We start from the raw sequence: 18,081 nt of genomic DNA, 5'->3' as shown, positions 1-18,081 counted from the left end.
ACGAGCCGAAAAGCAGGCGATCCTATCCCACCGCCACCATCCGTTCCGCGCGCATTTTGCGCCACATATCGAAACTGAACACCGCAATGCTGGTCCAGATCAGCAGGAAGCAGAACAGCTGCGCCGGCATCAGCGGCTCGTCGAACACGAAAAGCCCCAGCAAAAAAACAATGCTTGGCGCCAGATATTGAACGAAACCAAGCGCCGCATAGCTCATTCGCCGCGCCGCGGTCGCGAACAGCAGCAACGGCACCGCGGTGACCACGCCCGCCGCCGCCAACAACAGGCTGATGTCCCCGCTGGCGCCGAAACCGCGCCCGTCGCCGATCCATAGATAATAGGCGGCCGTGGCGGCCGACAGCGGCAACAACAGGGTCGTCTCGATCGCCAGCCCCGGCAGTGATCCGACCGGCACGACCTTGCGGATCAACCCATAGGTGCCGAAACTGAGCGCCAGCGTCAGGCTGATCCACAGCGTATCCAGCGCGCCCGCGAGCAGAATCGCGACGCCAATCGCCGCAATGACCACCGCGAGCGCTTGCAACCGGCTCAATCGTTCGCCGAGGAAGATCATACCCAGCAGCACATTGATCAGCGGATTGAGATAATAACCCAGGCTCGCCGCCAGCAGATGGTCGGTAAACACCGCATGAATATAGACCAGCCAGTTGAGTGCGATCAGCACCGAACTGATCAGCAGCAGGCGCAGCACCCGCCAATCCTTCAGCGCCGCCAGATAGTCGCCGATCTGACGCCGGAACGCCATGATGACGAAGCACAGCGGCAGCGACCAGACGATACGCTGCGCCAGCACCTCGATCGGCGGCACATCCGCCAGCAATTTGAAGAACAGCGGGACAAAGCCCCAAATCGCATAAGCGCCCAGCGCATAGGGCAAGCCGCGCTGCGGCGTCGCCGCGGAAGCGGTCGGCTGGCTCATAAGACGAAACCTGCCTTTCGGCCGAAATTCAGATGATGCCGCCGCCCAGCATCAGGCGGATCACGCCGATGACGATGACGACGATGTTCAGATTGCGCCCACTGGTGCTGCTCGACATCGCGCCCAGCGCCAGCCCGACGACGGCAAAGGGAACGATCACCCAATTCGCCCAGCCAAGCAGCGGGATAAAAGCAAAAACGGCCAAAACCAAAGCGATGGCACCGATGACGAGCGAAGCGATATTGAGCATTTATAGAGTGTCGCACGCCCTTTGCACCGCGGCAAGGGCTTTCGGTTCGTCGATGATATCACTCGCTTCGTCTCGTTGCCCCGCGTTCATGCAACGCGATTGGGGCGCGGGTCGTTTTCTCACCGAAGCGCCCAGAGCCGTTCAGTGGCACAAACCCGGCGGCACGGGGCGCGACACCAGGAAAGGATTACAAAATGCGTAATTTGAACAAGGGCCTGATTGGCGCCATCGCTGCGGCCAGCGTCGCCCTCACCGCGCCGGCCTATGCCGGGATGATGGCACCGGCAAAGGCCGAGGGCTTTCATCAGCTTGACCAGTCGAGCGACTTCCACAAGCGCAAAAAGCGCCATTATCATGACCAGCGCGTGAATGCGAACACCCGCGTGTGGCGCGGCGATGATGGTCGTTATCGCTGCAAGCGCGACAATGGCACCACCGGCCTGCTCATCGGCGGTGCCGTCGGCGGCCTCGCCGGTAACGAAATTGCCGGTCGCGGTGACAAGCTGCTCGGCACCGTCATCGGCGCCGCAGGTGGCGCCCTGATCGGCCGCGAGATTGACCGCGACAAATATCGCTGCCGCTAAGCGATAGAGACCCCGTTACGGGTGTGGGTCCGAGACCCCTCCGCCCGCACACGTGATGGAGAGGGCGCCAACCTGGTCGTTGGCGCCCTCGACCGCGTGCGGGGTCGCTTCGCCCTCTTGTCCCCCTGACCATCTTGCCGCACAAGCGATCCCCCGGACCCCGGGAGAGGATCATCATGCTCAACGGCCCCCTGCTCGTCACCCCGCGGCTCATCCTGCGTCCACCTGCGACGGAGGATTTCGACGCCTTCGCCGAAATGTGCGCCGAACCCGATACCATGCAATTCATCGGCGGCACCTGCCCGCGCGCCGCGGCGTGGCGGATCTGGTGTACGCTGGCCGGCGCGTGGCATATCCGCGGTTTTTCGATGTTTTCGGTGATCGAGCGCGATAGCGGCGAATGGGTCGGGCGGCTTGGCCCATGGGAACCCGATGGCTGGCCTGCTCCTGAAATCGGTTATGGCGTGCGCGCCAAATTTGCGGGCAAGGGCTATGCGTTCGAGGGCGCCGTCGCCGCGTGCGACTTTGCCGTCGAATTCCTGAAATGGCCTGAGCTGATGCACAGCATCGACCCCGCCAACACCCGCTCGCAAGCACTGGCGGTCCGCCTCGGCGCGACAAACAGCGGCCCGACGCGCCTGCCCGCGCCGTTTGAGGACGCCCCCGTCGATGCCTGGACGCAGAGCGCCGACGCCTGGCGGGTCAAACGCAAGGAATTCCTGCCATGATCGACCGGCATGTCGTCTCTGAACGCGCGCAACTCGACGCGTGCAAGGCGCTGCGGCGCGATGTGATCGTGCACCGTCAGGCCGCGGTCGCGACCTCGCGCCTGATCCGCTGCGACCCGAAAGCGTCTCGCTCCGAGACAGTTTTCGGCTAATAAAGTGTTACCCGTTAACGCATTTTGTTCGCGTCTTTTTAACCAGGATCGGGCAATCCGGGTCAAAGATTAAGGGAGTGTTAGCGATGATCTTGCGCGGAAAATGGCTGGTAACCGGCCTGCTGATGGCGGCGGCGCCGCTCGCCGGGTGCCGGGACAACCCCGAAGCGAAGTCAGAACTCGCGCCGCTCGACGACGGCCTGACCAGCGCCGATCCGGCGGTCAAGGGCTCGCTCGAAGACAAGATCATGGTCGATCCCAAGCTCGCCGGTCAGTCGAACCAGAATGCCGTCGGCCCGGGCAACAAGCCCGTCGATGGCGGGGTGCCCGGCGTGGCGGGCGGCAAGGCCGCGACCGCCGCCGAAGCCGCCGCGGCGCAGGCCGCAGGCAAATTGCTGACCGCGCCCAAGGCGCTGCCGTTCGAGGCGGGCTGCGATGGTTGCGACACGAAACAGCGCCCGGTCACCATCGGCGCGCTGGCCCGCGACCAGTCAAAGGGCGCCTGCGATGCCAAGCTGACCTATGGCAATCAATGGGCCGACCGCCTGCCCGCCGCGTTCAAACTCTATCCGCGCGCGACGCTGCGCGAGGCGGCGGGGATCGCGGGGGGCAAGTGCAACATCCGCGTCATCAATTTCCAGACCGCGGCGTCGATCCAGGGCGTGCTCGACTATTACCACACGATGGCGGTGCGCGCCGGCTACACCAGCGATCACCGCGTCAACGGCGCCGAACATATGCTGGGCGGCACCAAGGGCGACCTCGCCTATGTCATCATGGCGCGCCGCGACGGCGGCATGACCGATGTCGACTTGGTGGCTTCGGGCGGCAAATAAACAAAGACCGTAGCCCTGAGCCTGTCGAAGCCTGTCCTGAGCGCCTGCAAGCCTGAGCGCTTGCAAGGCAGTCGAAGGGCGCGCCTATCGCCGATAAGCGCCCTTCGACAGGCTCCGGGCTACGGTGGAATATGAACAATCCACCACCCGACAAAAAAGGCTCCGGTTTCCCGGAGCCTTTTTCTTATCGGACGAAAAGTTCGTCAGACCTTATCACCGAGCGCGCCCTTGACCTTGCCCTGCAAGTTCTGCGCTTCGCCCTTGCGTTCCTGCGCGATGCCTTCGCCGGTCAGCTTGTCGTTGTTCGTTGCCTTGCCAATAGCCTGCTTGGTGTTGCCGATGGCTTCATTGGCGAGACCTTTGGCTTTGTCGGTGAGTTCACCCATGAAAATTCTCCTTAGCTATGGCCGAGGCGACGCTGCCTCTTGCCCCACCAACGAGCCGTTATCGCCAATGTTCCCTCCCACCGACAAACTGTTCTGAAAAAACGGCAATTGACGTGCAGCGCAAATGGGATTGAATGTCGGCATGGCATTTTCACGCCCGATCCTGATCGCCGCAGCCGCGCTGCTGCTTGCCCCCACCGCACTCGCCCAGCCCGCGGCATCACAGGCCGCACCCCAAATCCAATTGCGCGGCCTGACCGATGACGAGGCCAAGGTGCTGATCGCGAAAGTCGCCGACGCGCAAGCCAAAGTGAAGAGGAAAGATCCGGTCACCTTCGAACTGCTGTCGGGCGCGCCCGCCCTATATCCGATGACGCGGGTCGCGCCGCGCGACGCCTTTCTCCGCCTGCCGCTTGCAAAGATATTCAGCGTCGAGCGCAAAGCGACCGATAACAAGCTGTGGCAGCCGTATCGGATCATCGTGGTGCCCGACGGACCTGGAAAATTGCTGTGGGACGTCGAAGTCGTGCTCGGCTTCAACGGCCAGATCGAGCGGATCGAAATGCTCTACCGCCCGCCCGCGCCCTTCTGACCCTGACGCGGCAACCCGAACAGATCGCGCGCATTCTCATGGCGAATTTTCGCCTTTTCCGCAGGCGTGATGTCCAGCTTGTCCAGAGCGTCGAGCGTCTGCGCCAGCGAGAATTGCGGATAGTCCGATCCGATCAGGACATGATCGATGCCGACGTTGCGCATCGTCCAGATGAATTCTTCCTCGATCGGCGCATCGGCAGCCAGCGTCACCATCGCCGAAATGTCGAAATAGATATTGTCGCCGAACAGCCCCTCGGCGGTGCGCGCCATTTTCAGGATGTTCCAGAACCGGAAATTCAATCCGCCCATATGCGCAAACACGAATTTGGTCTTTGGCGCCGCCAGCGCCAGGTTGAACAATTTCTCACTGTCCCCGCCCGGCACGATGTTCGCATTGTCCATCACGACAATGACGCCCAGTTCGCCCGCCCGCCGCACCAGCGCCAATACCCGCGGATCGGCCGGATCGAAACGCTGGGTGTGCGGATGGATTTTGAGCATCTTCACGCCCAGCCCCGCAACGCGCTGTAACTCGTCGCGCGCAGCGGCGCCGTCATAGGGATGGACGGTCGCGATCGGCATCATGGCCGGATGTTTTTTCGCGAGCGCGATTAGCGCCTCGTTGCGGACAGCAATATCGTCAGGATTGCCTTCACGCGCTTGGTTCGGGCCGCCGAACCACATCCCGCCAAAACCGCTGATCGTCAGCCCGGCGGCTTTCGCCTGCGATTCATATTCGGCAATCGACGTTCCGCCGTTCCATAGGTGGACATGACTGTCGAATGCCGGCTGCGCGTCGGCCCCTTGCGGAGCCAAAACGAGAGCGCCGACCAGAAAAAGCAGATGCCGCATCAGATGAGCTAGATCAGCCCCGCCAGCGGGCTCGACGGGTCGGCATAACGACGTACGCCCATGCGCCCGGCCAAATAGGAGTCCCGCCCCGCCTCGACGGCCAGCTTCATCGCGCGCGCCATGCGGATCGGGTCTTTCGCCTCGGCGATCGCGGTATTCATCAGCACCCCGTCGCAGCCAAGTTCCATCGCAACCGCGGCATCGCTCGCGGTGCCGACCCCGGCATCGACCAGCACCGGCACCGACGCCCCCTCGACGATCAGGCGGATCGTCACCCGGTTCTGGATGCCAAGCCCCGACCCGATCGGCGCGCCCAGCGGCATCACCGCAACCGCGCCCGCATCTTCAAGCTGCTTCGCGGCGATCGGATCGTCGACGCAATAGACCATCGGCAGGAAGCCTTCCTTGGCCAGTACCTCGGTCGCCTCCAGCGTCTCGCGCATGTTCGGATAGAGCGTCTTCGCCTCGCCCAACACCTCCAGCTTCACCAGATCCCAGCCGCCCGCCTCGCGCGCCAACCGCAAGGTGCGGATCGCGTCGTCGGCGTTAAAACAGCCCGCGGTGTTCGGCAAATAGGTGATCTTTTTCGGATCGATATAATCGGTCAGCATCGGCGCGCTCGGGTCCGATACATTGACACGCCGCACCGCGACGGTGACGATCTCCGCCCCCGACGCCGCGACCGCCGCCGCATTCTGCTCGAAATCCTTGTATTTGCCGGTCCCGACAATCAGCCGCGACGTGAATGTCCGCCCGGCAACGCTCCAAGTGTCGGTCAACAACCGCCTCCCACAAAATGCACAATTTCCAGCGCATCGCCTTCGGCCAGCGCTACATCGGCCAGCGTCGAGCGCGGCACGATCTCGCGGTTGCGCTCGACCGCGACCTTTTTGACGTCGAGGCCGAGCGAGGCGACGAGATCGGCAATGCTGCCTTCGCGCACCTGCCTTGGATCGCCGTTGAGGATGACAGAAATCACCGTGTACCCGCCTTGCTTTGCCTTTTGCCGAGCAGCCCATATAGGGGGAGCGCCCCTTGCCGCAACCGAAAGCCCCAGCATTGACCGACAAGCCGACCGTTTTTGTCTTTTCCGGCCCCAACCTCAACCTGCTCGGCACCCGCGAGCCGGAGATTTACGGGCATGATACGCTGAACGACATCCACGCCCGGCTCGAAGCGCAGGCCACCACGCTGGGCCTGCGGATCGAGTGCCGCCAGACCAACCACGAAGGTGTGCTGATCGACTGGCTGCACGAAGCCTATATCGCGGGCGCCAAGGCGGTGCTGCTGAACGCGGGTGGCTATACCCACACCTCGATCGCGCTCCATGACGCGATCAAGTCGATCAAGGTCCCGGTGATCGAGGTCCATCTGTCGGACCCGATGAGCCGCGAAGCGTTTCGCCACATCAGCTATGTCGGGATGGCCGCCGTGGCACATTTTGCGGGCCATGGCGCGAACAGCTATACGCTGGCGCTGGACGCCGCCGCGCGTCTCTGACAAGAGGGCGCATCAAAAACGGGGTCCGAGCGTCCTGCGAAAGGACGCCGCAACAACAGGAAAATTCTCATGGGTGACCATAAAGACGATGGCATCAATATCGATCCGGCCTATGTGCGCGCGCTCGCCGAGCTGCTCGACGACACCAGCCTGACCGAAATCGAAGTCGAGGACGGCGACCGCAAGGTCCGCGTCGCACGCAAAGCCGCGGTTGCCGCACCGCCCGTGGCTTATGCGCCTGCTCCAGCAGCGCCGCCGGTCGCAGTCACTCCGGCCGCAGCGCCCGCCGTGGCCGCCCCCGCCGCCGACAGCTTTGCGGGCGCAGTGAAATCGCCGATGGTCGGCACCGTCTATCTGTCGCCCGAACCCGGCGCCCCCAATTTCGCCGCCATCGGTTCGGCGGTCAAGGAAGGCGACACCGTCCTGATCATCGAGGCGATGAAGGTGATGAACCCGATTGTCGCGCCGACATCGGGCACGCTGAAGGCCGTGCATGTCGAGAACAGCCAGCCGGTCGAATTCGACCAGCCGCTGTTCACCATCGGCTGATCAAAACATGGCCATCGAAAAGCTCCTGATCGCCAACCGCGGCGAGATCGCGCTACGCATCCATCGCGCCTGCCACGAAATGGGTATCAAGACGGTTGCGGTCCATTCGACTGCCGACGCCGACGCGATGCACGTTCGGCTCGCCGACGAGGCGGTGTGCATCGGCCCGCCGGCGGCCAAGGACAGCTATCTCAACATCCCGGCGATCATCTCGGCGGCCGAGATCACCGGCGCCGACGCGATCCATCCCGGTTACGGCTTTCTGTCGGAAAATGAGCGTTTTGCCGAGATCATCGAAGCGCACGACATGATCTTCGTCGGGCCGAAGCCCGAGCATATCCGCACCATGGGCGACAAGGTCGAGGCCAAACGCACCGCGGTTGCGCTCGGCTTGCCGGTCGTTCCGGGTTCGCCCGGCGCGGTCACCTATGGCGACGAATGCCGCAAAATGGCCGAGGATATCGGCTATCCGGTGCTGATCAAGGCGGCGTCGGGCGGCGGCGGCCGCGGCATGAAGGTTGTTCCCGATGAAGGCAGCCTGGAAAGCCTGATGGGTCAGGCGTCGAGCGAGGCGGCAGCAGCATTCGGCGATCCGACCGTCTATATGGAAAAATATCTCGGCAACCCGCGCCATATCGAATTTCAGATATTCGGTGACGGCCGCGGGACGGCGATCCATCTCGGCGAGCGCGATTGTTCGCTCCAGCGTCGCCACCAGAAAGTACTCGAAGAAGCCCCCTCGCCGATCATCTCGGCCGAGGAACGCGCTCGCATGGGCGGCATTTGCGCCGATGCCATGGCGAAAATGCAGTATCGCGGCGCCGGGACGATCGAGTTCCTGTGGGAAAATGGAGAATTTTTCTTCATCGAAATGAACACCCGCATTCAGGTCGAGCATCCGGTGACCGAAATGATAACCGGCTTTGATCTGGTCCGCGAACAGATCCGCATCGCGGGCGGTTCGGACCTTTCGGTCAAGCAGGAAGATCTGGAGTTCCGCGGCCATGCGATGGAATGCCGGATCAATGCCGAAGACCCGCGCACCTTCCTGCCCTCACCCGGCAAGGTCACCAATTATCACGCCGCGGGCGGCATGCATGTCCGCGTCGATAGCGGGCTGTATGCCGGCTATTCGATCCCGCCCTATTACGACAGCATGATCGGCAAGCTGATCGTGTATGGCCGCAGCCGCGAAAGCTGCATGATGCGGATGCGCCGCGCACTCGAGGAAATGGTGATCGCCGGGGTCAAGACGAACATCCCGCTGCATCAGGCTTTGCTCGCCGACCCCGATGTGATCCACGGCGATTATACAATCAAATGGTTGGAGGAATGGCTGGCGCGGCAGGATGAAGACGCGAAAGCCTGATCCATCTTATCTTCGGCATTGCGAGCGCAGCGAAGCAATCTCCAGCACCCGACCTTCGCCAGACCGAGGGCTGGAGATTGCCGCGTCGCTTCGCTCCTCGCAATGACGATGAGCTGTGGCTTAGCTCACTTTCACTACCGCCAATTTTTGGCTATGGGCTTTAACCATGGTCAAAAACTGCTCTTTTTCAGCGCGCCCTGCCGCGATTTTTCTCCTCCCGCTCAGCCTGCTGGCCGCGCCCGTGCTCGCCCAAACCGGGGTGAAGGAGGATTCGGTCGTCCTGCAACCCGACAAGGTCGCCGACGATGCGCCGGTGATCGCGGCGCAGATGGAATTGCCGAGCTGGTCGGAGGAAAATGCCACCGCGCTGCTCAGCGTCATCGAGAAAATCGGCGCCGAAGGCCTGTTTGCCAAGGATTATAGCCCCGACGCCCTCGCCGCCGCGATCCTGGCGGGCGATCAGGCGCGGCTCGACAAGACCGCGACTGACACCTTCCTGCTCCTTGCGACCCATCTGCGCGATGGCCGCACCCCCAATGCGGCGCGCAAACAATGGTTCATGGTCGACAGCGACGCCGACAGCGAACCGTTGCTTTCGCTGCTCGGCACCGCGCTGAACGCGGGATTGATCCGCGAAACGCTGATGGCGCTCAACCCCGTGCATCCCGATTTTGCGGCGCTCAAGGCGTCGCTGGCCAAGACCAAGGCGGCCGCCGACGCCAACGCGATCCGCGTCAACATGGAACGCTGGCGCTGGATGCCGCGCGCGCTCGGCGACCGCTATGTCGTCAGCAACGTCCCCGAATATCTGACCCGCGTCGTTCACGGCGGCACGATCATCGCGACGCACAAGGCCGTCGTCGGCAAACCTTCGACCGCAACGCCGCAGCTGAACCCGATGGCCACCGGCATCATCGTCAACCCGACCTGGACGCTGCCGCGCAGCATCATCAACGAAGGCATCGGCGCGACGATCGCGCGCAACCCCGCCTCGGCGCGCGCGCAGGGCTATACCTGGACCGGCAGCGGCAAGACCTTGTCGGTGGTGCAAAAGGCGGGGCCGAACAACGCGCTGGGTGTGATGAAGATGGAGATGCTCAACGAACATGCCATCTACCTTCACGACACGCCGTCAAAGGGCGCGTTCGGCGCTGCGGCGCGCGCGTTCAGCCACGGCTGCATCCGCACCGAAAAGGCGCTGCATTTCTCGGGCCTGATGGCGGTTATGTTCGCGGGCCAAAGCCCCGAAGTGTTCGGCGAAGCGATCGCGAGCGGCAAGACGACGCGCTTTGGCTTTGAAAACCCCTTCCCCGTCTATGTCGCCTATTGGACCGTCATTCCCGACGGCAAGGGCGGGATCAGGAAACTCGCCGACCTCTACGGCCGCGATGCGCCGGTGGTGGCCAGCTTTGCCAAGCCAGGCCGACCGACCGCCGCGATCATTGCACCGGTCGCACCGTCGGTGGTCCCGACGGTCGAAACAACCGCCCGTGTCACGACGCCGGGGACAAGCGGAATTTATTGAGCGGCGGGTGGCGGCGGATTTGTCGAACTAAACAATCGTCGTCCCGGACCCTTCGACTGGGTCCGGGGTGACGAAAACATGGCGGCAGTTCCCCACCTCAAAAGCGGACGCTCCGCCTAATCCGCGGTCGTCGGAAACGTCCCGCTGACCGAGCCCGCGCGGCGGATATTGTCCGCGACTGGCGGCAGCTGGAATGGCGCGGGCACCGGCGGCATCTCGCTCAGCCGGTCGGCGAACAACAACCGCCCCGGCCCCAATTTGTAGAGGATCATCGGCAGCAGTTCCTCGCCGAAGACGAAGCACCCTTCGCTGCGCCCCAGCTTGCCCTGCGTCGCGATCAGCGCCGGGTCGGCATACCACGCGCCATGGACGACGATCGCGCGCATATCGGCGCTGTAATTATCCGGCTCCAGGCCCGCGAGCCGCATCGACGATCCGTTGGCGCCCCAATAATAATCGCCGGTGCGATACGCGCCGCGCGACGTCGCCAGACTGCCCATGCGGTTCGAGAAGCTCTTGAGCCAACCATCATGCTGCGGGTCCGACCCGCGGCCGTGGGTGACCGGGAACATATCGACCTTTCCCGCCACCATATCGACCAGCGCAAAGCGCGGCCGCGCCGATGGCAGGCCGAAATCGACAACGCCGACGCGGTCGGTCTGGGGGATATTGCGGCTCTGCATCGCCAGCTGTTTGCGCGCGACGGCCAGATAATCGACCGGCGGCGGCAACGGCGCCACCGGTTGCTGGATCCAGTCGGGCAGTTGCGCGCGCAACGGCGCGGCAGCCAACGCCCCGGCCCCGGCGAGCCCCGCCAGCATCGCCCTGCGATCGAAGATTTCAGTCACGTTTAACCCAACCCCGCATTGGCCGCCTTTGGCGATCCTTCGACTGTGCATAAGTCGTGTTTTGGCCGCGAAAGGCAAGCACGTGGTTCCCTGTCATGCGGGAAGATGTGCCATATATGCTATGAATAGCGGGTTTACGGTGCGGTAAGCCGCGGTTAGGACGCAGTCCATGAACGCAACTATCTGGCACAATCCCGCCTGCGGCACCTCGCGCAAGACGTTGGCCATCCTTCAGGAAACGCCAAATATCGACCTGACGGTCGTCGAATATCTGAAGCATCCCTATGCAGCGGACAAGCTGCGCCAGCTGTTCACCGATGCGGGCCTGACCGCGCGCGACGCGCTGCGCCTGCGCGGCACCGACGCCGAGGACCGCGGTCTGAAGGACGCCAGCGAGGACGCGATCATCGCCGCGATGGTCGCCAACCCGGCCTATGTCGAACGCCCATTTGTCGAAACCGCCAAGGGCGCCCGCCTCTGCCGTCCGCAGGATGTGGTGCGCGAGATTCTTTAAGCGGCGGCGATCCGCCCGCCGCTGATTCGGAACCGCGTGACCGGACCCGGCATGTTGTCGAACAGCGCCGCTTCGGTCCCCGTCAGCCACGCCTGCCCCCCTTGCCCCGCCAGCCGCTCATAGAGCGCGCCGCGCCGCAAGGGATCAAGGTGCGCCGCGACCTCGTCGAGCAGCAACACCGGCCGCTGTCCCCGCGCGCGCGCGACGCAATCGCTGTGCGCCAGCACCAGCGACAGCAGCATCGCCTTTTGCTCGCCGGTCGAACAACGCGCTGCGGCGCGGCCGGTCGCGGCATGAACGGCGATCAGGTCGTCACGATGCGGCCCGGCGGTCGCCCGTCCTGCTGCGGCATCGATCCGCCGCCGCGCCAGGAACAGCCCCTGCAACGCCGCGCCATCGTGCGGCGCGCCGCGCGGCGCGCCGTCGCTATCGACCAGCGTCAGCAGCGGGCGGGCAAAGGGGGCTTCGGGCTGTTCGGCCAGTTCGGCCGACAGGGCGGTCAGCATATGTTGTCGCGCCGCATCCATCGCGGCGCCATGTTCGGCGAGCTGCGCCTCCAGGCTGGCCAGCCATTGCGGGTCGGCGCTGGACAGGTCGGCGAGCAGTTTGCCGCGCGCGCGCAGCGCCGCGTCGTAGCGGTTGCTGTGCTGGGCGTGCCGCGGGTCGAGCGCGAGCACCAGCCGGTCGAGAAAACGCCGCCGGTTGCCCGCGGTCTCGACGAACAGCCGGTCCATCGCCGGGGTCAGCCACAGCACCGCCAGCCATTCGCCCAGCGACGCCGCCGCCGCGGCGCTACCGTTGATCCGCACGATCCGCCGCCCCGGATGCGCGGGCTCGATCCCGGTTCCCAACGACACCGGCGCCAACGCCGCGACCGGCTGCACCTCGGCGAACACCGCAAAGCCGCCGGTCGCACCGTCGCGGACCATGTCGCTCAGCGCGGCGCGGCGTAGCCCGCGTCCCGGCGCCAGCAGCGAAATTGCCTCCAATATATTGGTCTTGCCCGCGCCATTGTCGCCGTGCAGCGCGACCAGCCCCGGCTCCGCGACCAATTCGGCACCGGCATGATTGCGAAAATCGGTCAGCGAAAGGCGGGTCAGCGTCATCCTGTATGCCGCCTACCGCAGCTACTCCAACCGCGCCACCCCACTCCCATCGACCGTCATCGCGGCGAAGGCCGGGATCTCACCGTAGCATCCAAATGCGGCCGAGAGATCATGTGCTCGCCAAACTGCAATGCTCTATGGACATTTTTTCGATTAGCGGGAAATTTCACCACCATCGCGTAACTTTTGCGCAGAAATAATCTGTCGTAAACCTGAAAACCGCGCTTAACCGCCAATGAACGAATTTGGCACGGTCCCTGCAACAGTGTCGGCATCCACCGGATGGCCCGGATGGAAGGTTCAAGGAAGGAAAATATCATGGCCCATTTCAATGTCGACTCGTTCAAGAGCTATGCGATCGCCGCCGTTGCTTCGCTGTACTGCTCGATCATGTTCCTCGCCGCTGTCGGCCCCAGCAACCTGGTCGCCTGACCCGCTGCGGTGCATAACAACGCCGGCCACTGGCCGGGATGGAAAGGAAAGAAATGAAACAGGGTTTTCGCAAGAATCGTCGCGATGGTGTGATCTTTGGCGTCTGCGCCGGGATGGCAGACCAGTTCGGCTTCGACGTCTTGTGGGCGCGCGTCGGTTTTGTCGCCCTGACGCTTCTGGGCTTCGGCCTGCCACTGCTGCTGTACCTCGCCGTCGCGATCCTCGCGCCATAGGACAGCGCCACGGGCCGGATGCCTTTCAGGCACAGTCGCACCGGCCCGCACATTCCCAAGCAACCAAGGGCTCACCGGCCACCCCGGTGGGCCCTTTTCTGTTATCGGCGTCTGCTATCGACCGGAAACGGACCTACACTCTCGTCATCCCGGACTTGATCCGGGATCCATCCGCCTTCTCAGTATAGTGCGGCGCAAGGCCTCTTGGACCCCGGATCAAGTCCGGGGTGACGAGTTCATGCGGGCAGCTTCCCACCCCAAATCTGACGGCGAAGCGTCTCTCTCAACAAAGAAAAAGCCCCGCCGGATCGCTCCGGCGGGGCTTGTTTCTGTCGGGTCGTAAGGACCGAAGCGGTTACGCCTCGCCCTCGCCCTCCGGACGATCTTCGACCATCACGTCATCGGTCGTGAAGTCTTCGCCCTGGACCTTGCCGAGCGGATCATCGCCCATCGCGGCTTCCGGACCTTGCGCCAGTTCGGCGGCATGTTCGGCGGCGGCGCTGGCCGGGGCGATCAGATCGACCTGGGCCGCGGCGCGCATCGATGCGCGCAGCGCAGCATCCTTGCTCGACGCGGTCACGCGGACGCGGTTCATCGCGGCGCCGGTACCCGCCGGGATCAGACGGCCGACGATGACGTTTTCCTTCAGCCCGATCAGCGAGTCGACCTTGCCCTGCACCGATGCTTCGGTGAGCACGCGGGTCGTTTCCTGGAACGATGCCGCCGAAACGAAGCTGCGCGTTTGCAGCGACGCCTTGGTGATACCCAGCAGGACCGGACGGCCCTCGGCAGGCACGCCATTCTTCGGCAGCTTGGCGTTATATTCCATCATCTCCAGATAATCGAGCTGTTCGCCAGGCAGCAACGTCGTGTCGCCACCCGCGGTGATCTCGACCTTCTGCAGCATCTGGCGAACGATCACCTCGATGTGCTTGTCGTTGATCTTCACGCCCTGGAGTCGATAGACTTCCTGGATTTCCGCGACCAGATATTCGGCCAGCGCCTCGACGCCCATGACGTCCAGAATGTCGTGCGGGTTCGGCGAACCGCTGATCAAGGCGTCGCCGCGCTTGACCTGGTCGCCTTCCTGCACTTCCAGCACCTTTGACTTGGGGATCAGATATTCGATCGGATCGCCTTCTTCCGGAACGATCGCAATCTTGCGCTTCGCCTTGTAATCCTTGACGAATTCAATGCGACCGCTGATCTTGGCGATCACGCTGTTGTCCTTCGGAATGCGCGCTTCGAACAGCTCGGCCACCCGCGGCAGACCGCCGGTGATGTCGCGCGTCTTCGACGCTTCGCGGCTGACACGGGCGAGAACGTCGCCCGCCTGCACCGTCTGGCCGTCCTCGACCGACAGCATCGTGCCGACCGCGAGCAGGTAGCGCGCGGCTTCACCCGATGCATCGTCAAGCAGGGTCAGGCGCGGCTGAAGGTCTTCCTTCTTGGCGCGGCCGGCCGAACGATATTCGATCACGACGCGCTGGGCGATGCCCGTCGCTTCGTCGACCTGTTCGATCAGGGTCTTGGTGTCTTCCAGATCCTGATACTTCACGACGCCCTGCTTTTCGGTGATCAGCGGCATGGTGAACGGATCCCATTCGGCAATCCGGTCGCCCTTTTTCACCTTGTCGCCATCCTTGAACAGGATCTGCGCACCATAAGGCAGCTTGTGCGACGCGCGTTCGCGGCCTTCGCTGTCGATCACCGCAACTTCGCCCGAACGGGCAAGCGCCAGACGGCGGCCGCGCTGGTCGACGATCGTCGGCATGTCACGATATTCGATCGTGCCGTCCGAGATCGATTCGGCGTTCGACTGCTCGTTGACCTGCGCCGCACCACCGATGTGGAAGGTACGCATGGTCAGCTGGGTGCCGGGTTCGCCGATCGACTGCGCGGCGATAACGCCGACCGCTTCGCCGATGTTCACCGGGGTCCCGCGGGCGAGATCACGGCCATAGCATTTGCCGCAAACGCCCAGCACCGCTTCGCAAACCAACGGCGAGCGGATCTTGACCGACTGAACCTCGGCATCTTCGATCCGCTGCGTCGTCGGTTCATCAAGCAGGGTGCCGACCGGGGCCAGCACATTGCCGTCCTTGTCGAGCACATCTTCCAGCGTCGTGCGGCCCAGGATGCGTTCGCCCAGCGAGGCGATCGTCGAACCGCCCTGGATGATCGCGCGCATTTCCATGCCGCGGGTCGTGCCGCAATCTTCCTCGATCACGACGCAGTCCTGCGACACGTCGACCAGACGCCGGGTCAGATACCCCGAGTTTGCCGTCTTGAGCGCGGTGTCGGCCAGACCCTTACGGGCACCGTGGGTCGAGTTGAAATATTCAAGAACGGTCAGACCTTCCTTGAAGTTCGAGATGATCGGCGTTTCGATGATCTCGCCCGACGGCTTGGCCATCAGGCCGCGCATCCCGGCGAGCTGCTTCATCTGCGCCTGCGAACCACGGGCACCCGAGTGCGCCATCATATAGATCGAGTTGATCGGGGCCAGACGGCCCGTTTTCGGATCCTTCGGCTCGGCGCGGATTTCGTCCATCATCGCGGTCGCGACCTTGTCGCCGCACTGCGACCAGGCGTCGATCGCCTTGTTGTACTTTTCCTGCTGCGTGATCAGGCCGTCCTGATACTGCTGCTCGAAATCCTTCACCAGGGCGCGGGTTTCGTCGACCATGCCTTCCTTCGACGCCGGGATGATCATGTCATCCTTGCCGAAGGAAATGCCGGCCTTGAACGCGTTGCGGAAGCCCAGCGCCATGATGGCGTCGGCGAACAGCACGGTCTCTTTCTGGCCGGTGTGGCGATAGACCTGATCGATCACGTCGCCGATTTCCTTCTTGGTCAGAAGGCGGTTGACGACGTCGAAGGGCACCGTGTGCGATTTCGGCAGGCATTCGCCGATCAGCATCCGGCCCGGGGTCGTTTCGAAGCGGCGCAGATATTCATTGCCCTTCTCATCGGTCTGGGGAACGCGGCTGATCACCTTGCTGTGCAGGGTCACCGCACCGACGTGCAGCGCCTGATGCACTTCGGCCATGTCGGCCAGCAGCATGCCCTCACCGGGTTCGCCGGCGCGCTCCATCGACAGATAATAGAGACCCAGCACCATGTCCTGCGACGGAACGATGATCGGCTTGCCGTTCGCGGGGCTCAGGATGTTGTTGGTCGACATCATCAGCACGCGCGCTTCCAGCTGGGCTTCCAGGCTCAGCGGGACGTGGACGGCCATCTGGTCGCCGTCGAAGTCGGCGTTGAACGCGGCGCAGACCAGCGGATGCAGCTGGATCGCCTTGCCTTCGATCAGCACCGGCTCGAACGCCTGGATGCCCAGGCGGTGAAGCGTCGGGGCGCGGTTCAGCAGGACCGGGTGCTCACGAATGACTTCGTCGAGGATGTCCCAGACTTCCTTGCGTTCCTTTTCGACCCACTTCTTCGCCTGCTTCAGGGTCATCGACAGACCCTTGGCGTCAAGGCGGGCATAGATGAACGGCTTGAACAGCTCGAGCGCCATCTTTTTCGGCAGGCCGCACTGGTGCAGCTTGAGTTCGGGACCGGTCACGATCACCGAACGGCCCGAATAGTCGACGCGCTTGCCGAGCAGGTTCTGGCGGAAGCGGCCCTGCTTGCCCTTCAGCATGTCGGACAGCGATTTGAGGGGCCGTTTGTTGGCGCCGGTGATCGTGCGACCGCGGCGACCGTTGTCGAACAGCGCGTCGACGGCTTCCTGCAACATGCGCTTTTCGTTGCGGACGATGATGTCCGGCGCGCGCAGTTCCATCAGCCGCTTCAAACGGTTGTTGCGGTTGATGACGCGGCGATACAGGTCGTTGAGATCCGACGTCGCAAAGCGCCCGCCGTCGAGCGGCACCAGCGGGCGCAGTTCGGGCGGAATGACCGGCACGACTTCCAGGATCATCCACTCGGGGCGGTTGCCCGATTCGATGAACGATTCCACGACCTTCAGGCGCTTGATGATCTTCTTGGGCTTCAGCTCCGACTTGGTCGTCGCCAGATCTTCCATCAGATCGGCGCGTTCCTGCTCCAGATCGAGATTTTCGAGCAGCACGCGGATCGCTTCGGCGCCGATGCCAGCCGAAAAGGCGTCTTCGCCATATTCGTCCTGCGCGTCGAGCAGCTCGTCTTCGGTCAGCAGCTGGAATTTCTCGAGCGGGGTCAGGCCGGGTTCAAGAACGATATAGGCCTCGAAATACAGAACGCGCTCAAGCTGCTTGAGCTGCATATCGAGCAGCAGGCCGATGCGCGACGGCAGCGACTTCAGGAACCAGATGTGCGCGACGGGCGCGGCGAGCTCGATATGGCCCATGCGCTCGCGGCGGACCTTGGTCACCGTGACTTCGACACCGCATTTTTCGCAGACGATGCCTTTGTATTTCATGCGCTTATACTTGCCGCACAGGCATTCATAATCCTTGATCGGGCCAAAGATGCGGGCGCAGAACAGGCCGTCACGCTCGGGCTTGAACGTGCGGTAGTTGATGGTTTCGGGCTTCTTGATCTCGCCGAACGACCACGAGCGGATTCGCTCGGGGCTCGCGATGCCGATCTTGATCATGTCAAAGGTTTCGGGCTTCGCGACCGGATTCATGAAGTTGGTAAGCTGGTTCATATTCTAGCTCCACTCTTCCCCCTTCGCGCCGGGCGAAGGGG

The 18,081-nt window shown here is 63.3% G+C and carries 20 protein-coding genes; 11 read left to right on the top strand and 9 right to left on the bottom strand.

The window, feature by feature from the left end:
- Positions 1-22 precede the first annotated feature (22 nt).
- Together rarD and J2X44_RS08270 are read right to left on the bottom strand one after the other, a co-directional pair.
- On the bottom strand, positions 23-940 hold the full coding sequence (gene rarD, locus J2X44_RS08275) for an EamA family transporter RarD (protein ID WP_310089034.1): 918 nt from the start codon (positions 938-940) through the stop codon (positions 23-25).
- Positions 941-968: 28 nt separating this feature from the next.
- Positions 969-1,190: a hypothetical protein gene (locus tag J2X44_RS08270; RefSeq protein WP_293704331.1), complete on the bottom strand. Its 222-nt coding sequence runs from the start codon at positions 1,188-1,190 to the stop codon at positions 969-971.
- A gap of 194 nt (positions 1,191-1,384) precedes the next feature.
- On the opposite strand from J2X44_RS08270, the gene J2X44_RS08265 reads away from it, so the two are divergent.
- The 4 genes from J2X44_RS08265 to J2X44_RS08250 all read left to right on the top strand — a co-directional run bounded on the left by J2X44_RS08265 (position 1,385) and on the right by J2X44_RS08250 (position 3,490).
- Positions 1,385-1,774 carry a glycine zipper 2TM domain-containing protein gene (locus J2X44_RS08265; protein WP_310089033.1) on the top strand — a complete coding sequence of 130 codons (390 nt, stop codon included), beginning with the start codon at positions 1,385-1,387 and terminating at the stop codon, positions 1,772-1,774.
- 176 nt (positions 1,775-1,950) lie between these two features.
- Entirely contained in the window at positions 1,951-2,502 is a 552-nt protein-coding gene (locus J2X44_RS08260) for a GNAT family N-acetyltransferase (RefSeq protein WP_310089032.1), read from the top strand.
- Complete coding sequence (locus J2X44_RS08255) at positions 2,499-2,654, top strand: hypothetical protein (RefSeq protein WP_310089031.1); 156 nt, start codon at positions 2,499-2,501, stop codon at positions 2,652-2,654. The genes J2X44_RS08260 and J2X44_RS08255 overlap by 4 nt, the downstream gene beginning before the upstream one ends.
- An 86-nt stretch (positions 2,655-2,740) precedes the next feature.
- A complete protein-coding gene (locus tag J2X44_RS08250; protein WP_310089030.1) occupies positions 2,741-3,490 on the top strand; it encodes a hypothetical protein in 750 nt (249 codons plus the stop codon).
- 203 nt (positions 3,491-3,693) lie between these two features.
- On the opposite strand, the gene J2X44_RS08245 is transcribed toward J2X44_RS08250, so the two are convergent.
- A complete protein-coding gene (locus tag J2X44_RS08245; RefSeq protein WP_310089029.1) occupies positions 3,694-3,876 on the bottom strand; it encodes a CsbD family protein in 183 nt (60 codons plus the stop codon).
- A 142-nt stretch (positions 3,877-4,018) separates the two neighbouring features.
- Between J2X44_RS08245 and J2X44_RS08240 the strand changes: the two genes are divergently transcribed.
- Positions 4,019-4,468: a hypothetical protein gene (locus J2X44_RS08240; RefSeq protein ID WP_310089028.1), complete on the top strand. Its 450-nt coding sequence runs from the start codon at positions 4,019-4,021 to the stop codon at positions 4,466-4,468.
- Here J2X44_RS08240 and J2X44_RS08235 read toward each other — a convergent pair.
- Genes J2X44_RS08235 through thiS form a run of 3 tightly spaced genes read right to left on the bottom strand, consistent with a single transcriptional unit; the run spans position 4,444 to position 6,301 of the window.
- Complete coding sequence (locus J2X44_RS08235; protein WP_310089027.1) at positions 4,444-5,322, bottom strand: amidohydrolase family protein; 879 nt, start codon at positions 5,320-5,322, stop codon at positions 4,444-4,446. The two genes, J2X44_RS08240 and J2X44_RS08235, sit on opposite strands and share 25 nt — an antisense overlap.
- An 8-nt stretch (positions 5,323-5,330) precedes the next feature.
- The gene (locus J2X44_RS08230; protein ID WP_310089026.1) at positions 5,331-6,101 is read right to left on the bottom strand and encodes a thiazole synthase; all 771 of its coding nucleotides are present in this window, start codon (positions 6,099-6,101) and stop codon (positions 5,331-5,333) included.
- On the bottom strand, positions 6,098-6,301 hold the full coding sequence (thiS, locus tag J2X44_RS08225; protein WP_137752947.1) for a sulfur carrier protein ThiS: 204 nt from the start codon (positions 6,299-6,301) through the stop codon (positions 6,098-6,100). Before thiS ends, J2X44_RS08230 begins: the two co-directional genes overlap by 4 nt.
- Before the next feature lie 80 nt (positions 6,302-6,381).
- Here thiS and J2X44_RS08220 point away from each other — a divergent pair, with 80 nt between their 5' ends.
- From J2X44_RS08220 to J2X44_RS08205, 4 genes are all read left to right on the top strand, one after another.
- The gene (locus tag J2X44_RS08220; protein WP_310089025.1) at positions 6,382-6,822 is read left to right on the top strand and encodes a type II 3-dehydroquinate dehydratase; all 441 of its coding nucleotides are present in this window, start codon (positions 6,382-6,384) and stop codon (positions 6,820-6,822) included.
- Between the two features lie 69 nt (positions 6,823-6,891).
- Complete coding sequence (accB, locus tag J2X44_RS08215) at positions 6,892-7,371, top strand: acetyl-CoA carboxylase biotin carboxyl carrier protein (protein ID WP_310089024.1); 480 nt, start codon at positions 6,892-6,894, stop codon at positions 7,369-7,371.
- A 7-nt stretch (positions 7,372-7,378) separates the two neighbouring features.
- A complete protein-coding gene (gene accC / locus J2X44_RS08210; RefSeq protein ID WP_310089023.1) occupies positions 7,379-8,740 on the top strand; it encodes an acetyl-CoA carboxylase biotin carboxylase subunit in 1,362 nt (453 codons plus the stop codon).
- A 166-nt stretch (positions 8,741-8,906) separates the two neighbouring features.
- On the top strand, positions 8,907-10,265 hold the full coding sequence (locus J2X44_RS08205) for a L,D-transpeptidase family protein (RefSeq protein ID WP_310089022.1): 1,359 nt from the start codon (positions 8,907-8,909) through the stop codon (positions 10,263-10,265).
- A gap of 116 nt (positions 10,266-10,381) precedes the next feature.
- Here the strand turns inward: J2X44_RS08205 and J2X44_RS08200 are convergent, their stop codons facing one another.
- On the bottom strand, positions 10,382-11,113 hold the full coding sequence (locus J2X44_RS08200; protein WP_310089021.1) for a murein L,D-transpeptidase catalytic domain family protein: 732 nt from the start codon (positions 11,111-11,113) through the stop codon (positions 10,382-10,384).
- 169 nt (positions 11,114-11,282) lie between these two features.
- Between J2X44_RS08200 and arsC the strand changes: the two genes are divergently transcribed.
- Positions 11,283-11,627, top strand: a complete 345-nt coding sequence (gene arsC, locus J2X44_RS08195) for an arsenate reductase (glutaredoxin) (protein WP_310249242.1) — start codon at positions 11,283-11,285, stop codon at positions 11,625-11,627.
- Here the strand turns inward: arsC and recF are convergent.
- Positions 11,624-12,733: a DNA replication/repair protein RecF gene (gene recF, locus J2X44_RS08190; protein ID WP_310089019.1), complete on the bottom strand. Its 1,110-nt coding sequence runs from the start codon at positions 12,731-12,733 to the stop codon at positions 11,624-11,626. The genes arsC and recF overlap by 4 nt on opposite strands.
- 485 nt (positions 12,734-13,218) lie before the next feature.
- Here recF and J2X44_RS08185 point away from each other — a divergent pair, with 485 nt between their 5' ends.
- A complete protein-coding gene (locus J2X44_RS08185; RefSeq protein WP_310089018.1) occupies positions 13,219-13,398 on the top strand; it encodes a PspC domain-containing protein in 180 nt (59 codons plus the stop codon).
- 355 nt (positions 13,399-13,753) lie between these two features.
- On the opposite strand, the gene rpoC is transcribed toward J2X44_RS08185, so the two are convergent.
- On the bottom strand, positions 13,754-18,040 hold the full coding sequence (rpoC, locus tag J2X44_RS08180) for a DNA-directed RNA polymerase subunit beta' (protein ID WP_310089017.1): 4,287 nt from the start codon (positions 18,038-18,040) through the stop codon (positions 13,754-13,756).
- Positions 18,041-18,081: the final 41 nt, after the last annotated feature.

This window comes from Sphingopyxis sp. BE259 (genome assembly GCF_031457495.1).
Lineage (GTDB): Bacteria > Pseudomonadota > Alphaproteobacteria > Sphingomonadales > Sphingomonadaceae > Sphingopyxis.
This window is presented reverse-complemented; position numbering and strand designations above follow the sequence as displayed.

Excerpts from the sequence above, each read along its gene's own strand:
- rarD (WP_310089034.1), bottom strand. The coding sequence starts at position 940 with ATGAGCCAGCCGACCGCTTCCGCGGCGACGCCGCAGCGCGGCTTGCCC.
- J2X44_RS08270 (WP_293704331.1), bottom strand. The coding sequence starts at position 1,190 with ATGCTCAATATCGCTTCGCTCGTCATCGGTGCCATCGCTTTGGTTTTG.
- J2X44_RS08265 (WP_310089033.1), top strand. The coding sequence starts at position 1,385 with ATGCGTAATTTGAACAAGGGCCTGATTGGCGCCATCGCTGCGGCCAGC.
- J2X44_RS08260 (WP_310089032.1), top strand. The coding sequence starts at position 1,951 with ATGCTCAACGGCCCCCTGCTCGTCACCCCGCGGCTCATCCTGCGTCCA.
- J2X44_RS08255 (WP_310089031.1), top strand. The coding sequence starts at position 2,499 with ATGATCGACCGGCATGTCGTCTCTGAACGCGCGCAACTCGACGCGTGC.
- J2X44_RS08250 (WP_310089030.1), top strand. The coding sequence starts at position 2,741 with ATGATCTTGCGCGGAAAATGGCTGGTAACCGGCCTGCTGATGGCGGCG.
- J2X44_RS08245 (WP_310089029.1), bottom strand. The coding sequence starts at position 3,876 with ATGGGTGAACTCACCGACAAAGCCAAAGGTCTCGCCAATGAAGCCATC.
- J2X44_RS08240 (WP_310089028.1), top strand. The coding sequence starts at position 4,019 with ATGGCATTTTCACGCCCGATCCTGATCGCCGCAGCCGCGCTGCTGCTT.
- J2X44_RS08235 (WP_310089027.1), bottom strand. The coding sequence starts at position 5,322 with ATGCGGCATCTGCTTTTTCTGGTCGGCGCTCTCGTTTTGGCTCCGCAA.
- accB (WP_310089024.1), top strand. The coding sequence starts at position 6,892 with ATGGGTGACCATAAAGACGATGGCATCAATATCGATCCGGCCTATGTG.
- accC (WP_310089023.1), top strand. The coding sequence starts at position 7,379 with ATGGCCATCGAAAAGCTCCTGATCGCCAACCGCGGCGAGATCGCGCTA.
- J2X44_RS08205 (WP_310089022.1), top strand. The coding sequence starts at position 8,907 with ATGGTCAAAAACTGCTCTTTTTCAGCGCGCCCTGCCGCGATTTTTCTC.
- arsC (WP_310249242.1), top strand. The coding sequence starts at position 11,283 with ATGAACGCAACTATCTGGCACAATCCCGCCTGCGGCACCTCGCGCAAG.
- recF (WP_310089019.1), bottom strand. The coding sequence starts at position 12,733 with ATGACGCTGACCCGCCTTTCGCTGACCGATTTTCGCAATCATGCCGGT.
- J2X44_RS08185 (WP_310089018.1), top strand. The coding sequence starts at position 13,219 with ATGAAACAGGGTTTTCGCAAGAATCGTCGCGATGGTGTGATCTTTGGC.
- rpoC (WP_310089017.1), bottom strand. The coding sequence starts at position 18,040 with ATGAACCAGCTTACCAACTTCATGAATCCGGTCGCGAAGCCCGAAACC.